At 45.5% G+C, this 22,673-nt stretch carries 16 protein-coding genes and 1 pseudogene; 3 read left to right on the top strand and 14 right to left on the bottom strand.

The genetic code is table 11. The features are described 5' to 3' along the window. Nucleotides 1-182 precede the first annotated feature (182 nt). Entirely contained in the window at nucleotides 183-2,237 is a 2,055-nt protein-coding gene (locus tag ACJJI8_RS12335; RefSeq protein WP_444932545.1) for a TonB-dependent receptor, read from the top strand. Between the two features lie 91 nt (nucleotides 2,238-2,328). Here ACJJI8_RS12335 and ACJJI8_RS12330 read toward each other — a convergent pair whose 3' ends face one another. Beyond that, entirely contained in the window at nucleotides 2,329-3,195 is an 867-nt protein-coding gene (locus tag ACJJI8_RS12330) for a hypothetical protein (RefSeq protein ID WP_444932544.1), read from the bottom strand. Nucleotides 3,196-3,928: 733 nt separating this feature from the next. Here ACJJI8_RS12330 and ACJJI8_RS12325 point away from each other — a divergent pair. After that, complete coding sequence (locus ACJJI8_RS12325) at nucleotides 3,929-4,741, top strand: NosD domain-containing protein (RefSeq protein ID WP_444932543.1); 813 nt, start codon at nucleotides 3,929-3,931, stop codon at nucleotides 4,739-4,741. Nucleotides 4,742-5,050: 309 nt separating this feature from the next. Here the strand turns inward: ACJJI8_RS12325 and ACJJI8_RS12320 are convergent, their stop codons facing one another. The 8 genes from ACJJI8_RS12320 to ACJJI8_RS12285 all read right to left on the bottom strand — a co-directional run bounded on the left by ACJJI8_RS12320 (nucleotide 5,051) and on the right by ACJJI8_RS12285 (nucleotide 16,300). Further along, a complete protein-coding gene (locus ACJJI8_RS12320; RefSeq protein ID WP_444932542.1) occupies nucleotides 5,051-5,893 on the bottom strand; it encodes a right-handed parallel beta-helix repeat-containing protein in 843 nt (280 codons plus the stop codon). A gap of 223 nt (nucleotides 5,894-6,116) precedes the next feature. Then, entirely contained in the window at nucleotides 6,117-6,938 is an 822-nt protein-coding gene (locus ACJJI8_RS12315; protein ID WP_444932541.1) for a right-handed parallel beta-helix repeat-containing protein, read from the bottom strand. Nucleotides 6,939-7,310: 372 nt separating this feature from the next. Further along, the gene (locus tag ACJJI8_RS12310; protein ID WP_444932540.1) at nucleotides 7,311-7,928 is read right to left on the bottom strand and encodes a hypothetical protein; all 618 of its coding nucleotides are present in this window, start codon (nucleotides 7,926-7,928) and stop codon (nucleotides 7,311-7,313) included. A 780-nt stretch (nucleotides 7,929-8,708) separates the two neighbouring features. Beyond that, on the bottom strand, nucleotides 8,709-9,932 hold the full coding sequence (locus tag ACJJI8_RS12305; protein ID WP_444932539.1) for a VWA domain-containing protein: 1,224 nt from the start codon (nucleotides 9,930-9,932) through the stop codon (nucleotides 8,709-8,711). Further along, nucleotides 9,920-12,223, bottom strand: coding sequence for a DUF5682 family protein (locus ACJJI8_RS12300; RefSeq protein ID WP_444932538.1), 2,304 nt, complete (start codon nucleotides 12,221-12,223; stop codon nucleotides 9,920-9,922). Before ACJJI8_RS12300 ends, ACJJI8_RS12305 begins: the two co-directional genes overlap by 13 nt. Nucleotides 12,224-12,233: 10 nt before the next feature. Next, nucleotides 12,234-13,313: an ATP-binding protein gene (locus ACJJI8_RS12295; protein WP_413664829.1), complete on the bottom strand. Its 1,080-nt coding sequence runs from the start codon at nucleotides 13,311-13,313 to the stop codon at nucleotides 12,234-12,236. A gap of 105 nt (nucleotides 13,314-13,418) precedes the next feature. Next, entirely contained in the window at nucleotides 13,419-14,918 is a 1,500-nt protein-coding gene (locus ACJJI8_RS12290) for a DUF5691 domain-containing protein (protein ID WP_444932537.1), read from the bottom strand. After that, nucleotides 14,912-16,300 carry an SWIM zinc finger family protein gene (locus ACJJI8_RS12285; protein WP_444932536.1) on the bottom strand — a complete coding sequence of 463 codons (1,389 nt, stop codon included), beginning with the start codon at nucleotides 16,298-16,300 and terminating at the stop codon, nucleotides 14,912-14,914. Before ACJJI8_RS12285 ends, ACJJI8_RS12290 begins: the two co-directional genes overlap by 7 nt. 365 nt (nucleotides 16,301-16,665) lie before the next feature. On the opposite strand from ACJJI8_RS12285, the gene ACJJI8_RS12280 reads away from it, so the two are divergent. Then, the gene (locus tag ACJJI8_RS12280; protein ID WP_444932535.1) at nucleotides 16,666-17,235 is read left to right on the top strand and encodes an alpha/beta fold hydrolase; all 570 of its coding nucleotides are present in this window, start codon (nucleotides 16,666-16,668) and stop codon (nucleotides 17,233-17,235) included. A gap of 494 nt (nucleotides 17,236-17,729) precedes the next feature. Here the strand turns inward: ACJJI8_RS12280 and ACJJI8_RS12275 are convergent. From ACJJI8_RS12275 to ACJJI8_RS12255, 5 genes and pseudogenes are all read right to left on the bottom strand, one after another. After that, nucleotides 17,730-18,060, bottom strand: a pseudogene (locus ACJJI8_RS12275) (YnfA family protein). 14 nt (nucleotides 18,061-18,074) lie between these two features. Further along, nucleotides 18,075-18,566 carry a hypothetical protein gene (locus ACJJI8_RS12270; protein ID WP_444906055.1) on the bottom strand — a complete coding sequence of 164 codons (492 nt, stop codon included), beginning with the start codon at nucleotides 18,564-18,566 and terminating at the stop codon, nucleotides 18,075-18,077. 328 nt (nucleotides 18,567-18,894) lie between these two features. After that, nucleotides 18,895-19,551 (bottom strand): glutathione S-transferase family protein, encoded by a 657-nt coding sequence (locus ACJJI8_RS12265; RefSeq protein ID WP_444906056.1) that lies wholly within the window; start codon nucleotides 19,549-19,551, stop codon nucleotides 18,895-18,897. A 275-nt stretch (nucleotides 19,552-19,826) separates the two neighbouring features. Beyond that, nucleotides 19,827-20,666, bottom strand: a complete 840-nt coding sequence (locus ACJJI8_RS12260; protein ID WP_444906057.1) for a right-handed parallel beta-helix repeat-containing protein — start codon at nucleotides 20,664-20,666, stop codon at nucleotides 19,827-19,829. Between the two features lie 221 nt (nucleotides 20,667-20,887). Beyond that, a complete protein-coding gene (locus ACJJI8_RS12255; RefSeq protein WP_444906058.1) occupies nucleotides 20,888-22,609 on the bottom strand; it encodes a DUF8614 domain-containing protein in 1,722 nt (573 codons plus the stop codon). Nucleotides 22,610-22,673: the final 64 nt, after the last annotated feature.

The raw sequence follows: 22,673 nt of genomic DNA, 5'->3' as shown, positions 1-22,673 counted from the left end.
AAAGTGGTAGAAAATTGTTTGCCAGGCACTGATCAATCGGTGCAGCTAAGCCGTTCCCAGACGAAATAATAGTGAGAGTTTATTGCGGCAATCCCCTATTTGCAAATAAGAATGATTAGCATTATATTCACCGCCGATCTTCCTTGTCGTCCTGACTTCTTTACCTTGCTAGGGATTACGCTATGTACAAACGCCACCTGCTCAGCAAAGCCGTTTCACTCACTATTCTTGCTTCGATTGGAGCGACAGCGATCGCCGCAGATGAGAAGAAAGAAGAGTATGCGCCGCAGGCAATGGAAAATGTCATTGTTATTGGCGAGAAAACAGAGCGCTCCCTCAAGGAAACCACTTCTTCGGTATCCGTAATTACCGAAGAAACCTTAAATAGCATGCAACACCTGAGCATCACCGATGCGGTGTCTAATATCTCTAACGTGGTGGTACTTTCCGGCGCTACTCCAGATATTCGCGGTGTGTCCGGTAACGGTTCAGCCACCGGCTTTAACTCCTTTACCGGTGGTGCCAAAGCCCGTGTCTCCACGTTAATTGATGGTGTCGCCGAGCCATTTGTCGCAGACCTCACGGGTGATTCCGGTATTTGGGATGTAGAACAAATTGAAGTATTTCGTGGACCCCAGTCCACCAGCAATGGCCGTAATAGCATTGCCGGCTCTGTATTTATCAAAACCAAAGATCCCAGCTTCGACTGGGAAGGTGCTGCTCGCTTAGGTTACCGCGACCAGGACGGCTACATCGATACTTCCGGTATGATTTCCGGCCCAATTGTTGATGATACCCTCGCCTTCCGCCTGACGGCCCAGCAACTCACCGGCGACACTATCAGTAATGCCCAAGAGTATGAGGGCAACCCCGCTGACTTCGACCTGAACACTCTGGAAACCGAGCGACTGAAAGGCAAGCTTCTGTGGACCCCCACTGAAAAGTTAAAGACATTATTTACTGTGTCCACTAACAGTGAAGAGGGAAATACCGGGCGTATGTACTACACACTAACCGGTGTTGATGACTACGAAACTTATTTCTATCGCGACATGGACACTGAATCCACAACTACCAGCGTTAAAGTGGATTATCAAATCAGCGACGATATATCTATTGAAGTCCTGGCAGCCTATATGGATTACCAGTGGGGCTTTGATTCCTACGAAGAGGAAGCCAGCAGTCAACAGTATGTTCGTATGGATGAACAGAACACCACCATCGATGCAAAGTTAAACTTTGGTCTCACCAGTGACACCCTGCACGGGTTTATTGGCTTTGCTCACTTCGAAAGAGAGCAAGAATTTGACAGTACTGGTTCCACCACCTATTTCGGTGATGACGAAAGTACCTCTACTGCACTTTATGGTGAAGTAACTTACGCACTGACAAACCGACTGAATCTAATTAGCGGTTTGCGTGTGGAGAATGAAGAACAAAATCGTGATTTCAATTTTAACAATGGTTTCTTGATTGCAGGCCTGGACACTGATGAAACCATCACTCTTCCAAAGCTTGCCTTGCAATACGACCTAACTGAAGACACCGTTGTTTCTGCCAGTGCCCGTAAAGGTTACAACGCGGCAGGTGGTGCCCTTAACTTCAGCGCAGGCGACTATTACTACTACGATGAAGAAACCGTTAATACCTACGAGCTGGCCGTTCGCAGCTCCCTGGCAAACGGCACTATCAACCTGAGTGGTAACCTCTTCTTTAATGAATACTCCGGCTACCAAGCTCTAAGCTCTTCCCGTGTTATCGTCAACATGGATGAAGTTGAGACTTATGGTCTTGAACTTGAAGCCGTAGCTATGCTGACCCCGCAATGGGAATTGCGTGCCGGCCTGGGCTTGTTGGAAACCGAAATCACTGACGCCGGTGTTGACTACGCCGATGCGAATGGCAATGAGCTCAACTCAGCGCCCAACGTCACTGCAAATCTAGGTACGAAATTCTGGGTTACCGATGCGTTCAACGTAGGTATTTCCGCAAATTATGTAGGTGAGTACTACGGTGACTTTAGCAACACCGATGAGAGAGTTGCTGGGGATTACGTTTTGGCACGACTGAATGCGAACTATGAAGGCCAGGACTGGACTGTTTCAGCTTATATTAATAATGCCCTGGATGAAGAAGGTTACTTAACCGTTGAACCGGTCAGTGCACGTTATCCAGACGGCTACGCAGCCATTGTTGAGCCCCGCAATATTGGTGTTTCTGCTATCTACCGCTTCTAATTAGCTCCTTTACCAACAGCTAAAAATCCGGCCCCTAGTTGAGTTTATCTCACACAGGGACCGGAATTCCGATATCGTCCTAAGCCTCGCCCTACTGCACAATTATTACCATATTGCTGTTTCCAATCTGGGAAACATTAGCATTTTGAAAATCGTTAACCTGGCTAACGGTAAACATATTTAAGTTACCCTGCTGTAATGCCGTAGCAACACCAAAGGTTCCGCTTTGGATCGTAGAACCCGTATTGTTCAAACCGATCTGAGTAGTACTTGCTAAATTGAAGCTACCTGATTGAGCGTGGATAATAGTGTTAAATTCATTTTGCTGACTAATGGCACTGGTATTATTATTATCTGTTTGATTCACTGTAGCATTATTACTATTTCCCAGCTGACTCAATGTGGAAGTATTCGTGTCAGAGTTAAACTGCGACACAGTAGCCACATTCAAATTCCCTTGCTGGGCAGTTACCGCCGAGCTCGTCGTGCTATTGGTTTGAACAACCGTACCGGTGTTGTTGTCACCTACTTGATTAATAACTGCTGTATCAGTAGTACTACTTGACTGTGTAACAGTGGCAAAGTTAACCAGATTAAACTGATTAATAGTTGCAGTACTGGTTGTAGACGCCACCTGATTAATTACGCCAACATTAGTATTCCCATTTTGAGTAATAACGGCAGCCACAGTATCAGATGAATTCTGAGCAACCGTGGAAGAATTTAAATTCCCTGTTTGTATCTGATTAACTGTGCTTCCGGTATTTCCGTTTACCTGAGTAGCAGTGGCTGTATTAGTGTCGCCAGTCTGGGTTTGGCTGATAAAGTTAAATGTAACGGATGGATCACTTTGATCCGCTGTCGCGGTATTACCTATTCCACTTTGGTTCTGAACCGCAACATTGTCGGAGGCAAAAACACCCTGACTTGCAACAGCAAGCAGGACCGCAGCCGCCAACGGGGCACACCTTTTCATATTTATCTCCTTAGAATATGAAATGTCGCAAAATTAAGATTCTTATACTGCATCAACACACGAAGTTAATTAGCACCATATGCAACAACATTAAGAGAAAGCGATTTACGATCAGCTGCGCTTAATTTTGCTAAAACAAATACCGGAACTTCAGCATTTATGCTTATAAACTCTTGCTTCTCAAGGACTCAATCCCCAGCTTCCTTCAGGAATCTATGCTTGATGCTGTGTTGAGTCTTATCTCCGATGGCACTTTCAGCAATAGGAGAATAGTGCGGAAAATATAGGAAGAAAGTTCCCCCCCCCTATTTAGGAAAACAGCCATACTGTAGGCGAATCCATTATTTTTAACGCCATCACTACACACATACAACGAAACCTCTCAAACACACCCTCTCTTAATATCAACCAGGCCACAAACCACTCTAGAAAATCACGCCCTCACTAATTGACACGCCACCAAAGAACAATTATGGAAACACTACGCATATTTGAACCGAAAAGCCAACCTTTAAACTCATCTATAAAACACCAAATAATAAAAATCCAACTCCTCCAGCACATATCCCATCAACATAGTTAATCAATAGGAATTATTCTCCATAAATATGAGAACAACTTCCTATTGTCATCAACCAAACAAAGACCAAAATTCGAGATATTTACACCCTATCAACCACTTAAAATATCAGACAATCACAATAGGAATATATCAATGAAGGCGATTTTAAATATTAAAACATCAATAATCGCAGCAGCAAGCTGCTGCTTAATAAGTGCACCGGGCATTGCTTTAGCCGTAAGTTGTGGTGATGTAATCTCTACTGCCGAAGTATTGGATGCGGATATATCTAATTGTGCGATTTCTCCTGCCATCACAATAATGGGCCCTACCGGTAGTCTCGATCTCAATGGATTTTCATTATCCTGTGATGGCCTGGCTGGCACAGGAATTCTACTGGAAGGAACTACAGCTGTACTTATTAATAGCCAAGCATCCAGTGGCATCATTACAACATGTGATATAGGCGTATCTGTAGAAGGCAGCGGCCTTCACAATGTCATCGGCGTTACAACGCAAGAAAATGGATCTTTGGGAATGTCAGTCAGTAGCAGTCGCAATATTGTCAGCGGCTCAATAAATGACTTTAATTTTGGTAATGGCATTATCGTTCTCGGCGACTTGAATAGTTTTTTTGAAGTAAGCGCCACCAGCAACGGGGAAGGTGGCATTATTATCTCAGGAGATAACAATCAAGTTTCCCAAAGTACCGCCAGAAATAATACTTTTTCTGGAATAGCAATCCAAGATGCAAACTACACAAGCATCTTACTAAACACTACATCAAGTAATAATGAATACGGTATTTCAGTAAGTAATTTTGGGCAAGTAGGGAATCTCATAACAGGAAATACTGCTGAATCCAACGACATAGATGACCTATTTGATGATAATACTCCTGCCTGTGTAGGAACCACATGGTACGGTAATATTTTCAGCTCATCAAATGACGCCTGCATAAACTAGCTTAAAAAAAATTGCGGGATTCAAGGCATTAAACTTCTAGCCTTTGAATCCCGCATAAAAACAATTAACGCTTATCTATATCTTACTTCTGAGAATATCTCTCTATAACTGAACCAGCCTAGCAAACCAAACTCTCCTCTCACTACATCAATCCACACTGGCCGACTGGATATCCCTCAGAAATAAATATGAAAACGAAAATCTAAAGGGAAATCAGGCTTTCAGCAATTACACTAGCTGCAGTGTCCGCAATACTGTGGCGACACCATTAAACTGCCTGCAAGCCTATCAACTTATCGTAAAACGCTATTAATTTGACGTTACACAATCTCCGGAGGTAGTAGCGTCAGGTGAATTTCCTACCCAGTTATTCTCACAGGGGGCAGAATTATCATCTTGCAAGTCAAAATCCACATTGCCAGAGACAGTATTGCCTACGATATTGTTTCCAGTCTGGCCAAATAGCTCCATTAAGATTCCTGCAGTATTTGACCCTTGAGTGCCATTATTCTCCACCGTATTCTGGCTGATAAGACAGCTACTGGCGCTATTAATTTGTATTCCAGTTAAAGTATTATCCGATACTGTATTTGACGATATTATTGAACTGCTACCATCTACCTGTATACCCGTTATTTCATTTCGACTTATGTCATTAGAAAACAGATTATTTGTTCCCCCCGCGATTATAATACCTGTACCTGCATTATCCGATATATTTGATATGGTTAGCGTATTATTACTACTAACAAACTCAATACCAGAAGAAGTATTACCAGAGGTGTTCAGGCCGAACAAATTATGAATACCGGAACCTTCCACAGAAATACCTGTATTGCAATTAGATACAAACCCATCCTGTAACACCCCGCCCGATATTATGGCCGCAAAACCATCGACCAAAATTCCCACTGTAGTTCCATCACAACTCAGCGTATAACCATTCAAATCCAGATATCCGGTCGGCCCAGTTACAGTCAAAGCCGGGGTAACATTGCAGAGCAAATCTTGATCCAGTATTACCGGACTGGTAATGATATCTCCGCACTCAACGGCACCATTTGCCTGTGAACACACAGATACAGACAATAAAGAAGATGCCAAAGAAGTTATCAATGCCTTGTTTATCACACTTCGAGATATAAATCTCACGAGAGTCCTCCCAAATAAAGCTCAAATACAGAAAAGATATGTCATGCTGATTTTGAGCCAAAAACTGGTTACGGCCATGGGAAATTTGTCCGCAAAATTTAGTAAAATAGTTTAAGCGGAGAACGGAGTATATTGATATACAAGCTACAGGAATATAAATTGTAAAAGATAACACCACTACCGAAGCCACCATAGTGGCACTATCTTTTTATATCCGTATATTTCAATCCAGGCAGCTAGGATCTACAGTATCAAACGTATTGTTTCGCCATAAATTGGTACCATTGCAGGGATCACTGTTTAAATCTTGCGCATCGAAATCTTCATTGAGAATCCCCACATTTAAAATGATCAAGTTATATTGCTGATCAAAATCATTCATTAAGATTCCTGCCGTTCCCGCACCTGAAGTGCCATTATTTTCCGATGCATTTTCAACGATCCAGCTATTACTGGAATCATTAATCTCTATGCCTGAGCCCATATTCTCAAAACAGAAATTCTCTGTTATATATGACCGATCACCATCTATCTGAATACCACTCAAGGTGTTTTCTTCAAAGGTATTCTGGAAGACGTTATTTCTCTCCCCACTAACAATCAGCCCAACCCCTGTATTTTCCTGAGCGGTACAGGCTGTCATATAGTTGCTATTGCTCACTAATTCAAATCCGGCGCTGGCATTTGCCGTGGTCGATACCGCTTGAATATTATGGAACCCATTTCCATTCGCTAAAACACCCACCTCACAATCCGCAACCTGCCCTCCTCGAAGTAGCGCAGCACGCCCCTCTAACAGCACTCCAACTTCACTACCATCACATTGAACCTCGTACCCGGTCATATTCAGGCGTCCATCAGGGCCTATCACAGTTAAAGCGGGGCTGACATCACAAGTGAGGTCCTCATCCAAAGTAACGGATGTGGTAATCGTATCCCCACATTCAACATCATCAGCCAGTGCTATCTCAGGGATGGATAGATTAGCCCCACTTATCAATATGATCGTGACGACTCTATTAACAATAGATTTAAGTATGTTCATATTTTCCTGCTGGAGTTACGTACATGATTAAAAACTTCCCACTACGCTAGAAATTTTGATCCAACAAACAAAAAGAACCATGAGAAATTACTACTGAATCTACGATGAATTATCATAAAAATTAAAAAACCGACTATCTAATCGCATACGGTAACATAGCGACTTTTCGCCCCAAAAATTAGACAACCTTATAAGCTGAAAAATATTTAGCCATATTGTTTACTCAAACCCAAATAAACAATATACAAATACAATTTGCAATAATATTTACGTGAAGTTATATATAACCTCTAAAATTTTGAGCCAAAATAATAATTCTATGAAACCACTAATTAAAAAATCAAATCAATTGAAACAGAAAAACCGGAATTCTTATTGCAGAATAATTGCACTCTGATTACTACCCAGCTGATTAATAACCGCTGTCTGCCTAACTTGAAGACCTTGACTTACGGTATACATATTCATATCCCCTGCCTGTGAGACTGAAGCCAAATGTGATACTCCAGACTGTATTGTTGTACCTATGTTACTTGTACCAATCTGATTGGTAACTGAACTATTAAACATACCAGCATGAATAGTTGTTGCCTGGTTCATTTCCACCTGCTGATTAATGGTGGCGCTATTAAAACTATCTGTTTGGGATATGAAAAACATATTACCATCCCCTTGCTGGCTCCCTGTAGCTACATTACTATTAGCTACATTATTAGCTGACATCGAAAATTGGACGGCGGAAACGAAATTATTATCCCCCACCTGAGTAATCATGATTGCACCTTGCAAACTTTCTCTCTGCTCTGAAATAATAGAATTGAAATCCCCTACCTGTTTCAGGGTAGAACTATCATTCATGCTTATCATCTGGGTGATTTGCGCATTATTATTATTACTTAACTGCTCAATTATTGCCGTACTTGAATCTGCCTGTGCTTGAACACAAGATGCCATCAAGGGAATTACTAAAATTGAAGTATAGTTTTTCATGCTTATATCCTCAGTAGAGTTAATCTTATATAACCTGAATCATCAACCATCACTTATCTGAAGCTCTCTAGTATTCAAGGAATACCACTAGAATCCAAATGCCCCTTCAGCCTTAACTAGTGTACTCACACAAATTTAAGACCCCGGCCACCTCTACCCAACATAATGATCAATATATCCATGAATAGCGGATACACAATAGGAAAAAAGCACTAGAAAAATGGGATAATTTTCCTTTTGAAAAAAAACAGTAAAATATTGCCACACCACTCAACAAAATATTCGTATAAATCCCCCCTTTATTTACCTACACTTTCTCCGGCTATTTCTTACCCTTTATATATACAAACATTTACGTAACAACTTAGATGTTTAAGTAAAGATGTGAACAGATCAAAATATTAACTAGGCTATCATTCCAATTGCACCATATGCCACTATAGAGTTCAATCTCTATAGTAATGACTGACTGAGACATGGAAATTTTGGAATGCTCTATAATTGGGCTAAATTGACGACCAGGACTTTTTTCGAGAAAGCTACATTAAACGCATCTTTGGGGTTGTAACCCATACGAACTTCCCAGGATCATACATTCAGCTATTAAACCGATGTCGAATTGAGCAATAACAAATCACTATAAACAATTTCATTTAAAAAATATGTTAGATAACTATCTAATGATTAAAAAACTATGGTTTTAATAATCTGAGAGAATAGAAAAAGTATCAGATATGGAGTAAGTGCCCACACTCACTCCATCACTTAACTAACAAGATATTAAGTCTTTGGCCGAACGGCTTTAATATCCTGATCTGCAGCCCAGTTAAGGACGTCTTCGCGACGCAGCGCCGTTGCCATCAGGTCCGGGAATTGATCCGGTGTACAGGCAAAAACTGGAGAGCCTATTGCAGCAAACTCTTCCGCCAAAGACTGGTCATAAGATGGACGCCCATCATCACTGAGTGCCAGCAAGGTAATCACATTTACATCCTGGCGAACAAGGTTAGCAACCCGCGCTTTTAACTCCTCTTCATTCCCCCCTTCATACAGGTCAGTAATCAGGATTAAATGTGTCTTGCCAGGCCGTTCAATTTTATCCTCGCAATAAGCCACCGCCTGGTTAATGTCTGTGCCACCTCCCAGTTGCACGCCAAATAAAACGCTGACCGGGTCTTCCAGATCCTCAGTGAGATCGACAATTGCGGTATCAAAGCAGATCAGTTTGGTTTTCACTGCCGGTATTGAAGCCATTACCGCTGCAAAGATTGAGCTGTACACCACCGATGTCGCCATGGAGCCGGACTGATCGACACATAGAATGACTTCATCCAGGTCCGCAAGCCGGCGGCTTTGTCGCATAAAACCAATCAACTTCTCAGGCACCACTGTGTGGTAGTCATGTTGGTAGTGCCTGAGATTTTGCTGAATAGTTCTATGCCAGTCGATATCGGCAAAACGCGGCCTGAAACTGCGTTTTGATTTATTGACAGCTCCCCTAACCGCTTCTGTGGTCTTTCGCTCCAAACGCTCCATCAGCTCATCGACCACTTTCTTGATGACCTGGCGAGCAGTCTCAATAGTCTTCTCGGGCATCACTGGACGAAGACTAACCAAGTCTGCGACCAGGTGAACATCCGCTTCAATCGCTGACAAAAACTCAGGCTCCATGAGCATCTGCTTGAGGCCAAGGCGTTCAAACGCATCGCGCTGGACAACTTGTACTACAGAAGTCGGAAAGAACTCGCGGATATCACCCAGCCAACGGGAAACTTGTGGCGACGAGCGGGACAAACCACCTCGACCTTTTTTACCAGACTCCGAGTCTCCGCTGCCATAAAGCGCACTTAACGCTTGGGACAAACGCATATCCCGCTCAGAAAGCCCGGACTCACCTTCATCAGCCCCCAATACCAGGCGCCAACGGCGTTCCTTTTGCTGGTCTTTATCGACCGTTATCTCATCGGGTTGTTGCTCTTCAGACACTTCGTTTACTGCGCCCATGTCTTGTCCTTCTGGATTAATTTGCCGATACGCAATAGATGCTCTGACCACAGCGGCAAAACTTCGGGATTAATGGCTTTGGATACCGAGTGGTTAGATCGGGCACCGAGTACCAGCTCCATCATGCGCCGACGCTCCATCGCATCGAGACTGGAAAATACGCGCCGGAACAAGGGCAAGTACTCGATAAATACTTCTTCGTCCAGATGCAGCAACCAGCGCTGTACCGCTCCCATCAATACCGGGTCGTACAGCAGGCGCTCAACCGCTTCAGCAAAAAAGCCCTCGAAAAATCGTGCTGCATCAGCGGCAGCTACCGCTGGAGACAGTGATTTTTCCAGTAATTGCTGTAACCGATGCCCATCAATTCTCTCGGCCTGATGCAAAAGACGCGCACAAAGGCCGCTAACTTGCAAACTGGAAAGAGAGCTATCTACCAGTTGCTCGAAGGCTTGCCACCAGTCCTCCATAACTTCATCACCCAACTCTGCCAATTGCAGTGCCTGGTGAGCGCTGTGAATACTGTTTCGCAGCCGTAGGGACTCTTCATCGTTAAGATTGCGACAGGCGTACGGCAGGGCCAAGGCAGATTGCATGGCTAATCGTTCTACCAGGCCGGCAACTTGCTCCAACGCTAATTCTCGCGCGGTACCATAGCGCTGAACCTGGATTAACGCCGGCAGGCTGTCGAGAAGCTCGATACCGTCACTGGCCAGAGCCGCTCTCTCGGCCAATCGCTTCAGCCCCGCTTCAGAAGCCCGGTGCAACTGAGATTCGAGGGACAGCAAAACCACTTCTGCTAATTTGCCCAAATGACTCTCAGCGGTAATCGCCTCGATAAGTTTATTGTTAGCCGCTTGCTCAATGGTGGAACCGTAAACTAAGCTTTCCACCAACTTAACTGCATACTCCGGCTGCCAGCTGAGCACCCAGTTTTCCCGAAAAGTACCGCGACTTTTTCCGGTATGGGAGGGTTTACCCCAAGGCACTTCCAGCACAGCAAGACGGTGCAGTAACGTAGATTTATTCAGGCCGATATCACTGCGTAAATCCAGGGAAACTTCTTTATCCAGAGCCGTGGGCTTTAGCTTGGTCTTTTTCTGCCAGCGCTGTAGATCCTCCAGCAGGGGCACCAGCGGGGCATCCTCGGGGATGGAGCCAACTTGTTCACCCAGTAGCAACTCTCTTTCTACCTGTTGCCAAATAAGGCGCTCGCCAAAACAGAGGCAGGCCACAGCGGCTTCAATAATTTCTTCAAACCCCGGAGCTGGACGATTTCTAACGGCTGCCAAACTGCGACTCAGACGCACGGCTTCAATAACCGAAGCCGTAGAGACCACTTGTCCACTTTCGCGCAATGCGCGCACCAGCCGCCCAAACCAAAGCTCCAGCCACTGCTCGCCGGTGCCCTCGCGCCAAATATGCTGATACCACATAGGTGCAGCAACCCCAGCCCCGTAACCGGAGGCCATCGCCAATCGCGGCGATGTCCAGGGAATCCAGGTGGTTTTCACTTTGCTCTTGGGCAATTTCGCCGGCAGCTGTTTAATCAGTGCGCGGTCATCTTTTGCTGTGTGCTTTTCACGAAATGCCGGTAAGTGCCAGGCCCCACAGACTACAGCAACCTCACCTTCCACCCCTTTCTTTTCTTTGGCAATTTCCAGGCGCATATAGGCTTCGCGCAGTAAATCCCTTTGCGATAACGGCGCGGTTTCAGTTATTTCTCCGCGCAGCACGGTCATCGCCGACTCTACCCGGGCAAATATCTCCGCACTGTCATCGTTATTCTGCTCGATCAGGTCATTCCACCAGGCCTCACCATCTTCATAACCCGCCAGCTTCGCCAAAAGGCCGATAGGATCAGAGGTATCAGATGGTGGCTCTGGCTCGCCTGCCACCGCAGGGGAATCAGACTCTCCGCCGTTTTGCTCCGCTTCAGGGTCCTGGGCTTCAGATTGGAGTAACTGCGCCAGCTGGATATTAATGGGCAGATCAATGAATTTAACTTCTACCCCCTGTTGTACAGCCCATAGGCAGGCCTGGTACTCAGGGGAGTATTCCACAAACGGGTAGTAAAGGCTGGAGCCGGGCGACTCTGCAGCATAGCCGAGTAGCGCTACCGGCGGCTGCATCTGTGCGCTAGCCAGCAGAGGCAGTAATTCACTGCAATCAGCGGGGCCCTCTATCAATACTTTTTTTGGCTTCAGCTGATCCAACGCGGCGACAAGGCGCCGCGCAGAACCGGGCCCGTGGTGCCGAATACCAAAATAATGACAATCCACCTTGGACACGGGATATCCCTTACAGTACTTCGTTCATGGTGTGGTAGTAACCGGCAAAGTCTCGGCGCTTTTTCAGGACCGTTTCCAAGTACTCTTCCAATACAGCTTTATCCTGCACTGGATCTTTGACAATGGCACCCACCAAATTACTGGAAAGCTCTTCTGCACTGAATTTACCATCGCCAAACCAGTTCGCCTGGCTCAATCCACCCACCATTACCGCAATTGCCTCAGCTGTAGACAAGTTACCGGACGGTGTTTTCAGGGTTATTTTTCCATCGAGTGTTTCACCACCGCGCAGCTCGCGGAAAATGGTCACTATTTTCTCGATCTCTTCGCCGGCGTTTGCCGGTACTGGCAACTCCAGGCTCTCACCCATTTCTGCCACGCGGCGAGAAATAATGCTGACCTCTTCATTCATATCATCGGGCAGCGGCAACACCACCACATTAAAACGACGTTTTAATGCGGAGGATAATTCATTAACGCCCTTATCGCGATTATTGGCTGTAGCAATCACATTAAAACCGCGCTGCGCATAAACCGCATCATTCAACTCGGGGATCGGCAACATTTTCTCTGAAAGCACAGTAATCAATGTATCCTGAACATCAGAACCCATACGAGTCAGCTCTTCCAAACGACACAAGGTACCCTGCTCCATAGCGCGATATAAAGGCGTTGGCACCAGGGCTTCTTTGCTGGGGCCCTTTGCCAGTAGCTGAGCGTAGTTCCAGCCATAGCGAATCTGGTTTTCGTCGGTGCCCGCCGTACACTGGATCACACGGGTACTGTTGCCACAGATCGCCGCAGACAAGTGTTCAGATACCCAGGACTTTGCCGTACCCGGCACACCGAGTAACAGCAGTGCTCGATCGGTGGCGAGGGTGGCAACAGCAGTTTCAATCAGGCGGCGGTTGCCGATATATTTTGCACTGATCTCAGTACCTTCAGCCGTTGTGCCGCCCATCAAGTACTTCACGACTGCCTGCGGAGACAGGCTCCAGTTCTCTGGTTTTTTGCCGGTGTCTTCTGCTTTTAAGGCATCCAGTTCTGATTGATAGGTAATTTCAGCGGGTTGACGAAGTACGTCACTCATGGGGAATCCTTTTGTTTTACTTGCCCGTAAATTCACTGCTTGTTTTATGAATTTTGCCGGACAACGATCGGTCTTAAAATTAAATCTGTGTTGGGTGTGTATGGACTAAAGGCCATCCACGCCGGCAAGCTCGCTATTAAATCGAAGACAGTCAGTTGCGGGGTCTGCCCGTAGCACGCCCTGCTCAAAAAGCGCTTCCAGTAACTGTCGAGCGGTCTCTCTGGGTAACATCAAGCCCAACGCAGTCAACTCCCTCTGTAGATAAATAGACTGCAAATAACCACTCTCACTTAATTCCTCGACAACGAGCTTTAACAGCGCCTTCCAGGGTGACGTTTTTTTCAAATCATCCCAGGAAAGCTCCGTTAACGGTTCGGGCAAAAACTTGAGTAGACCCTGAAAATCAACCTTGGCCTTTTTATTACGCAAAAGTCCAAACATCAATTCGGCACGGAGGGACTGTTCCAGGCGCGGCAATAAACTGTGCAGGAGAGACATACCGGCCTCACCGGTATCCAGGTAGCTCTCAATATTGGTGACCAACAGGGCAATAGCCTTATCTGGCAAAGTATCTACCGCATTGGTAACAAAACTGTGGTTATCATAATCACGATTTTTATCGAGCTGCCAAGCCCCAGCTAAGTCAGTCACGGTGATACCCAGTGCTTCCGCAAGGCTTTGTAGAGATACCTTCTGCAAAAATTCCGAGCGAATGGCTTGCTGTTTTTTGCTCTTGAGCTTGCGGGGCAATAGTTGCAACTGCTTCTTTACCAAGCCCACTTTTTTTAATTCGTAAAACTCAGCCAATTCCTGCGCAGAAGACTCTTCCTGAGTATTGGATTCAAGTTCCGATGACAATCCCAATCGGGATAAATACTGATTGGCAAGACGCGCCACCTTTTGTGAACGATCTTTAAGCAGGGACTGTAAATATTCCCCATCGGACTCACTCAGCCGGATAGCAAGAACTCGCACGATCCTTAAACGTTTATCAGCGGGTTCACGCCCGGCGCAGGTCTGGATCAAATTTAAAGCGGCGGCGGGTTTACTGAAGCGCAACTCCCTGAGCTTTGCCAGGCGACTGGCAGGATACCAATCATCCCAGTTTTCCTCAGTTAACACTTCAGTATTATCAATACTACCCCGCTCATTCGCGGCCCATTGTGACCAGGGAAGATATACTTCCGGCAAGCCTTCATCATTACTTGAGGGAAGCCAGTCCGCAGGATGGGCAATAAATCCCCGCTGTAACAGCAACTTCAGGAGCAATCCGGTTTGCTCCATAGAGCGGGACTGAACGCTTTCAGTGACACGACGAAAATGGGCCCGCATTGGGTAGGGAAGCACGGGCTTATTCAACTCCGGCAACAAGGGAAATTCGCGTAATTCTGCTGGAGCCTGGGGCTGGTAGAGTGCGCTTTGATGCTGGCTGAGAAGCGCTACCGCCGCTGATGCCAAGCGCTCCTCTTCCAGGCCTTCAAACAATGGACGCCAGGACTCAGGTAGGGCGTCGAGCTCTAAGGGCAAATCACTGCCCACCATCCAACGCTGCTGTAGGCGCTCTACCAACAACTGCTCTTCCTGGATTTTCTCAGGCGTTAGCATGCGATTGTCCCCCACTCATCTGTCCGCGCGCTGTGCAGTTCAGCACTGCTTCCATCCCACAAAATAAACGCCGCCTGTAATTTTGAACCCAGTAATAGAGAAGGAATCTGTTCATTGTTGAGCGGTAGCGTTTGCTGACCACTCGAGCAGCGCCACCAGTAATGGCCGTTGGCACAGCGCAGTAGACGCCCCCCTTCAAGAAGGTGCGGTACCTGCTCTATCCAGGGTTGCTGAGACAGCTGCTTTTGGTAGTGGGAGAACACGCTCTCTTGCTGGGCTGGCCATCTCTGATTCACACCATCCTGCACGACTTTAAACTCCACAGGGAAAGCTCTCAGGGGCATGCGACCGGGATAAAAAACCAACTCCCCTTCTACACTGGCGCCGATACCAATTCCCACCTCCCGGCGCCCCGCAGAAGCCGGATAGTGATCCAACAACAGGGCAAATACTGGGGTATTACTATCAAGCTTGAGCAACCAGGAAGCGTGGCTCACCAAACCATCGCGGCGGGTGCTCACTTTCTCTCCTACATTCTGCCAAATGCCCCTTTGCCTGAGGCTGGCTGGGTTTTCCAAGACCTGGTCACGGTTCTCGGCAACGGCAATAGCTCTGCGAGCATCCACATCTTCCTCATCGGTTAGCCAAGCACTGCTGAGTAACATTAATTGCCCCAGCTCCTTGAATACCACTTCCGCCTGTTTCTGTGGTGCAAGCCCCAGGGCCTTGGCTGGAAGCTCATCAACCCTGGATGCCAGGCCGGCAGCTTTGGCATCCACTAAGCGCGCAGAGATATAGCGGCAGCGCTGGCGAAGTTCCTTGAGAAATCCCACCATGCCAGTGCGCAATTGATCCTCAACCCACTGCTGGAATTCACCTAGTCCAGTGGCGATACTCTTGTTGGTTTTAGCGCGTGTCTGCGCTGCCCGCTTAGCCCTGGCCGCTTCCTTTTTTTTCTGCGCCTCTTTACTTTCCGAGGTTTCCTCAGAAATACCGTGAATGTTTTTATTGGTAGAAGCTTTTGTCTCAGCTTGGGCTTCAGGCTTACTCTTACGCCGCCGCCCCAACCACTCCACTACCCACTCCGGTGTTTCAGTCTCAATAAAGTCATCCGGGCCGTCGGCGAATTGCCACAAAAGGGCTAGAACATGCTTGCAGGGAAACTTACGTGAGGGGCAGGTACACTTGTAACCGTGATCTACTGTATCTGCCATGGTGTAATAGGGATTGGCCCCCGACCCTTGGCATTGCCCCCATATACAATTTACAGAAGCCGCTTTACCGCGCAAAGGCCATTTAGCCGGCTTCAACAGTTTTTTGGCTGCGTTTAAAGAAGCCTGGTCTGGGGCCAGTTCTTGCACAACCTCTAGGGAAATATTCATCTCTTGCCTTATACAGCCAAATACTGTACATAAATACAGCAATCGCATCTATGTAGCTATAGTGGCGCATAAAGTATCACGCAGCCCACAGAGATTAAAATCTAATTTCTCAAATTTTGATTTTGCCGTCACTCTTGTTGATTTAAGACAAAAAGTACACTCGGCGAGCATTTATTTGGCACGATCGAACAAGCTCTAAAGAAACAAGGTGTTCTCTCCTGCCAGCATTAGAGGGATTTCGCCTAGCCTCTCTAAATAAGTTACCATTTTCAGGAACTGGCTATATTGGCACCAATTCCAGCCAAACCTAATCGCAACAAGATATCCTTCTCTATACGATTAGGTCCATTGGATATCAACGGCCAGTGAAAAATGCAATTAAACTAAATACGATATTTGCTGTCATTAGCACATGCTTTAGCATGTCTAGCTTCTCTCAGAGAATTGCCAAACTTATTGAAGAATCTGAAAGCTTTCCTTTCAATGAGACAATAACCCAAGAACAAATTAAAGACTTAGGGTTTAAAAAAGGCAGCTATGATATAGAAAAAAGCAAAGAATACATCAGGTATTATCACGCTCCTGCTTCATCTAAAGACGGCATTCATTACTCAGTCAAATATGACACCGACGGCAAAGAAAGCACCGTTAAACTTGATTTACCAAAAGATGCACTGAAAGAAAAATATTCTGGAACAGTGATTTTATTACATGGGTTCCGATCATCAAAAGAGTTCATGTTATTTTCTGCTCAATACTTTCGCTTTCTTGGATTTCAAGTTGTAGCTCCGGACCTCCTTGGTCACGGGGAATCGAATAGCACCAAAAAATATGGTGTAGGAGATAGTGAAATCATCAATAAACTTATTGATGCACTCATCAGTAAAGGGGACATCAAGGACAAGCCCTTATATATCGTAGGAAACTCTATGTGAGCCTTAACGGCTCTCTATATCTCAGCCATGAGATCTGACTTAAATGGAATTATTTTACTTGCCCCAATGGTCCCTTTTGATCAAGCCGTGTATAACTACGGTAGGCTCAATCATCCCATACTTAGCCGGGTTATACCCGAAAATAAAATTCGAAAAGGAGCAAGTCTGGCTCTGGAGCAGTCTGGTATTGAACCGAGTGATACCAATATACTTCCCCTTCTCTATTCTTCCAAGCTCCCCATACTGCTAATATCTTCCCCCTCGGATCTAATTGCACCCTATGGTAATTATATAGCTTTAGATCAATCAAATATTAATTTGGTGAAAATTCCCAATAGAAGCCACCCAAGCATATCGACCATTGGAAATATTGAACACGAAGCAATTATCAGCTGGCTTAATAAACTGTAAGATATTTACGCGATCCAAGAATTTCTCAGCTTTAAGGATAAATCACAAAGTCACCCTTAAATAAGCGCATAGATTTATCAAATCTAATTGATCATCTGCCTCGGTGAAAACATAATAATAGCCATACCCAGCATTGCTACAGCGGCACCACTCACATCCCAAACAGTGGGTTTAACACCGTTAACCAGCCATAACCACATTATTGAGGAAAAAATATAAATTCCCCCATAGGCGGCATACACCCGGCCCGCTGGAGCCGGATGCAACGTCAATAACCAAGCAAATATCGCCAGGTACTAGAAGCCAAATACTCTTGTCCTGCTTTAACCACAAGTAAGCCGTGTAGCAGCCTATTATCTCTGCAAGCGCCGTAGCCAGGAACAAAGCTATAGTTTTTATTTCAAACAGTAGCATGAACGTCTAGGTGTTTAGCTATTTACCGGACAAACATTTTCAAGACGCATTGTGAAGGCTCTTTTCATATATGAAAATTGTTCAATGGTCTCCATATGCTTACTCAGGGAGTTTCTTGCACGTGTGAATTTTCTCTTTTCCGCTGCATTCATTCCCTCGTTAAACATATATAAGCTTTGCAGTGGTGCCATGGCAGTTTTCTCTGTGCGATAAAAAACATCATCAGACATCGCCAAATCAACTTTATCCCGTATGGAGCCATCCGGCATAATTTGTACCGATACGCTGGGAACGTAATTCGCAATAGGGCCGTCAAAGTTAAGAACGGTGGATTCCTTCTCACTCAACTTCTTCGCCACATAAACCTTAAGCTTGTTATTGCGCACTTCCAATTTTACAAACGGTTTAATAATTTTAAACTTCTCCTTATCCTCCTCAAATAGTTTCACGGATGCTTCAAGCATTACCAGGCTTTGAGTATTGATAAAGCGTTCATATTCTTCCAAGTGGCACGATGCCTGTACCCCACTACTCAACAAGAAACATAGACTAAAGGCTAATCTTTTCATTGATCTAAATATTATCCTTAATATTTGATAAATTGATCGCCTCAAACATCAACTGGCGCACTGGTTAACCCAGCACAGTTTAGACCTCATTGGCATCACTATTAGCCAGTGATTGCGCTTGAAACTTTCTTACGATAAAAAATACGTACCCTGCTTCTTTTTCCGATTAATTTACGCCACTAATAGTAAAAAAGGTGAAGCTGTTACAGCTTCACCTAACGGGTTTAGTAATTAAAAAAATCCTGATCTTTGCGGAAGTTAGTCCCTACCGATAATCCGACAGTACTACCGGCGGCAGTTCAGCGGCCTCTGACATCCACTCTTTTACGCTGTCACGCGCCAGCAACCGGTCTATCCACAGTTTAGTAAGCGGCCAGGGCTGCAAATTTGGGGCGTGGGAGAAAATTCTAATCACGGTTGGCACAAAGGCTAAATCTGCCAGGGACAAAGCGCCCATCAAGTAAGGGCCACCATTTTGCTCAAGCTCTCCTTCCCAGGCGGCAAATAAGCGCTCCGCATCCATCTCTTCTTCAGGGGTCATTAAACGTTTATCTGGATAAAATGCACTTTCAAAGGACAGACGTGGACACAACCCGGACAACCCAGAATGTTGCCAGCTAAGCATGGCCCGTGCTCGCGCCCGCATCAATGGATCTTGAGGTAACAGTTCACCAGAGCCTATGTCATTGGCATATTCCATAATGGCCAAGGAGTCAAAAATAATCATATCTCCCTCTTCCAGTACGGGTACTGATCTCGCAGGGGATAACTCTCCTATACGCTGTAAGTTCTCGAATCGCTGTGGCCGACGAATATCTACAACCACTTCCTCAAACTGAACTTCCTGTTCACGCAGTGCCAGCCAAGCCCTAAAAGCCCAAGTGGATGCATTTTTAGTACCCGAGTACAGAACACGAGACATAATTAATCCATTGTTATAGTTGAATTATATTGATCAATTTATAGCTTCAATTATACCGTTCAACAGCTAAACAATTAGAATATAGCATCAAATTTATTGCGCATTAACTGTACTGCCATTCATGGTCATCAATGAATCAGCACAAACAGCTATTTTTTTGAATCCCTTCACAAACTTGGAGGAGATTAAATGGCGACTCAAGTTAAAGCTAACTCTCTCTATTCAATTGAATCGCCAAAGAAGTACAACTTAAGTTTCTCAAATAGCTTAAAAATTCAATCTAGGCAGCTCGGGTTTTTAGTAATGGCATCATTAGCGTACCAGGTGTTGGTGCCACTACAAGTAGGGTCAACCGTATCATTCAAATCAAAGGGATCATTACCTGAAGAGATATTCCCAGTTATGATATTATTAGTTGAATTGGTGGATTCCAGTACGATACCACCATCAGCAGTATCTCCATCTCCATTATCTGTTGTTATATTTTGGGAGATTACATTACTGGATGAGCCTTCGATTAAAATTCCTGCCCCACCATTATTGGTGGATATATTATTAAATACACTTGAAAAGCTATCATCTATCTGAATCCCATCAGAGAAACTGCCGGTGACGATGCAAGAAGAGAAAGTATTGAAATCATCATCCATATCAACACCCACCCGACCACTGTTGGTAATTATGCATCCATTAATAATGTTAAAGATACTGTCAATATCAATACCATCGTCAACACTATTAATAAGTTCAGTTCCTATGACCGTGTGATAACCCACACCCTCTATAAAGATATTGTCAAAACATCCATCAATGGTACCGCCAATCAGCACCGCGCCTTGCCCCTGGATACGTATTCCAGCACCACCAAATCCCGCGCCTGTAGCACAGGTCACAGAGAAGCCTTCCATACTCAAGCTACCTTCAGGGCCAACTATAGTCAGGGCATCTGGATCAGCAGCAGTAAGGTCACAGGATAAATCCTGTGTAAGCACTTCGGCGGTTGTAATAACATCACCACAGGATACCTGAGCTGATGCTACAAAAGAGTATGACGCTGTAAATAGCCCCATTACGCTTAATATTAATAACTTAATAACTGACTGTTTAATATCCATGTAGAACCTCTGTCAATTTTAAATATGAATTGGATTTCCTGGCCTGGGATACAGACTGCCTCCTTAGTTTGGACCTGACTATTAATTCCGCCATAAGAAAAAGTACCTAAAGTACTAAGCTGCAATCAGCGGGGAAACAGCAAATCGAAGGGGGGGGGTAAAAATTAGGGGCACAAAAAAACCCGGCCGGTGCCGGGTTTTTTTAACAAAAGATAAGGATATTACTTCAAGCCAAGTACTTCTTTACCCTGGATAAAGGTAACGTCAACCGGAATACTGGCCTCAGCCAAGCGATCCAAATCAGCCTGCAGTTCAGGGCCAATTACGCCTTTGGTCTCCAGCAATGATTTGGCTTTCTCGTAATCGCCATCACCCTGAATAGTAATGATTAAACGAGACAAGTTGGTCATCGCCTGTTGCATCTTTTCAAAATCAACACTGTATTGACCAGTCTTGGGATCGCGAGTGAAGGCACCCTGCTCCTTAAAGTAGTTAAAGCGCATCATGTTGGCTTTACCGTGGGCACTGGCCGCACCAAAACGTACGCTGCGGAAGATACCCGCCAAGAAGGTGACATAGTTATCCATCAACTGGCCTTCTTCCAACTCACCTTTTTCATGCAAGCGGGTAACCATGTACAGACCGAGGATATCAGCCTTACCTTCTTCCAGGGCGGAAGAGGTTTCCTTCAAAGCCTGGCGAACATTATTTCCGCCTTCTACGGTCTTTTTAATTCCCAAACCGTGGGCCACTTCGTGGAACATGGTGTTGGCAAAGAATGCCGGGAAGGTAATGTTCTTGCGCTGATCTTCTGCGATCAATACATCGCTGATCGGCACCAGGATCTTGTCAAACTTGGCCTGCATTGCATTCTTCAGCTGCAAACGACGAGTGCCTTTGGCCAGCTGTACTTCCTCATCATTGGGAAGGTTAATGGCGATAGTCTTGGAGCCAGCGTTACTGTGGCCAGCGTAGAAGAGTACATCATAGGCATTCAAGTCTGAATCTGTTCCCGGCTCTTCAGATTTGTATTTTTCCTCAACCGGCAAACCCTTCTGTAGCTCGGGCAGCAGAGCGGCAAACTTGGCCAGTTTTTTACTCCACTCTTTGTCTTTCAGCAGGACGTAGGACTCATAAGCGGTACGATAGGCAAACAACTGGTCTTCATAGTTTTCAATAGGACCAATAACCACATCGATATCATTCTCCTTCATATCCATCCAGGCCATATCACTGGGGCGGAAATTATCGGAGAGAAGTGCATCGGCACGCATGGTGAGGTAGTTAGCAAATTCCTTGCTCTCAGCCAATTCAGCTGCCTGGCGCAGAATACTAGCCGCCTTATTCAGGTCCGCATTGTAGGCTTCGTTGTAAGGCACCAGTTCGAGACTGCCAGACTCATTGCGGCGTACCAAGGAGTACAAGCCGTCTTTTCCTGCCTGGTCCCATTTCTCGAACTCTTCGCGGGTCATGTCCGCTGGGTAGAAATTAGCACCCAGGGGCTTATCTCCATAACCAACAATAAACGGCTTATTGTCGTTAAGACGGTCCCAGGGGCCATAGTTGATATCGGCAAACTTACGAGCGCGGTTGTCTTCAATATCCGGCAGCAATTCCTCAGCTGGGCCGTAGGATTGCAACCAGAACAGGCGATCCATAATCTGGCTGGCATCAATCAGCAGGCCAATCATTTTGCGCTGGTTGTCGGAGAGACCGCTTAGATTTGCAGTGAGCTCAACCGGTACATAGATATCAAAACGCTTATCCGCATCTTCTACCTTTTGGCCTGAGGGCACAGGTACAGTCTTGGACTCTACAATCTGAGCCTCAGCTTCCGCTTTGGCAACTTCTTCGGGCTGCTGCTCTTTTTTGGAACAAGCGCCAACAAGGGCCAGTGCCAACACTGCTGCCGCTATCTTGGTAGCCTGAAAAGGAATGGTCATATCGCTCTGCCTATCATTTTTTTGTATCGGCGCCACATTAGTCTGGCTGTAGGGATTTATCAAC

It is taken from the genome of Microbulbifer maximicatervae (SeqCode), from assembly GCF_052467695.1.
This window is presented reverse-complemented; position numbering and strand designations above follow the sequence as displayed.

Coding starts and splice junctions, on each gene's coding strand:
- ACJJI8_RS12335 (WP_444932545.1), top strand. CDS start 183: ATGTACAAACGCCACCTGCTCAGCAAAGCCGTTTCACTCACTATTCTT.
- ACJJI8_RS12325 (WP_444932543.1), top strand. CDS start 3,929: ATGAAGGCGATTTTAAATATTAAAACATCAATAATCGCAGCAGCAAGC.
- ACJJI8_RS12315 (WP_444932541.1), bottom strand. CDS start 6,938: ATGAACATACTTAAATCTATTGTTAATAGAGTCGTCACGATCATATTG.
- ACJJI8_RS12310 (WP_444932540.1), bottom strand. CDS start 7,928: ATGAAAAACTATACTTCAATTTTAGTAATTCCCTTGATGGCATCTTGT.
- ACJJI8_RS12305 (WP_444932539.1), bottom strand. CDS start 9,932: ATGGGCGCAGTAAACGAAGTGTCTGAAGAGCAACAACCCGATGAGATA.
- ACJJI8_RS12295 (WP_413664829.1), bottom strand. CDS start 13,313: ATGAGTGACGTACTTCGTCAACCCGCTGAAATTACCTATCAATCAGAA.
- ACJJI8_RS12290 (WP_444932537.1), bottom strand. CDS start 14,918: ATGCTAACGCCTGAGAAAATCCAGGAAGAGCAGTTGTTGGTAGAGCGC.
- ACJJI8_RS12285 (WP_444932536.1), bottom strand. CDS start 16,300: ATGAATATTTCCCTAGAGGTTGTGCAAGAACTGGCCCCAGACCAGGCT.
- ACJJI8_RS12265 (WP_444906056.1), bottom strand. CDS start 19,551: ATGTCTCGTGTTCTGTACTCGGGTACTAAAAATGCATCCACTTGGGCT.
- ACJJI8_RS12260 (WP_444906057.1), bottom strand. CDS start 20,666: ATGGATATTAAACAGTCAGTTATTAAGTTATTAATATTAAGCGTAATG.
- ACJJI8_RS12255 (WP_444906058.1), bottom strand. CDS start 22,609: ATGACCATTCCTTTTCAGGCTACCAAGATAGCGGCAGCAGTGTTGGCA.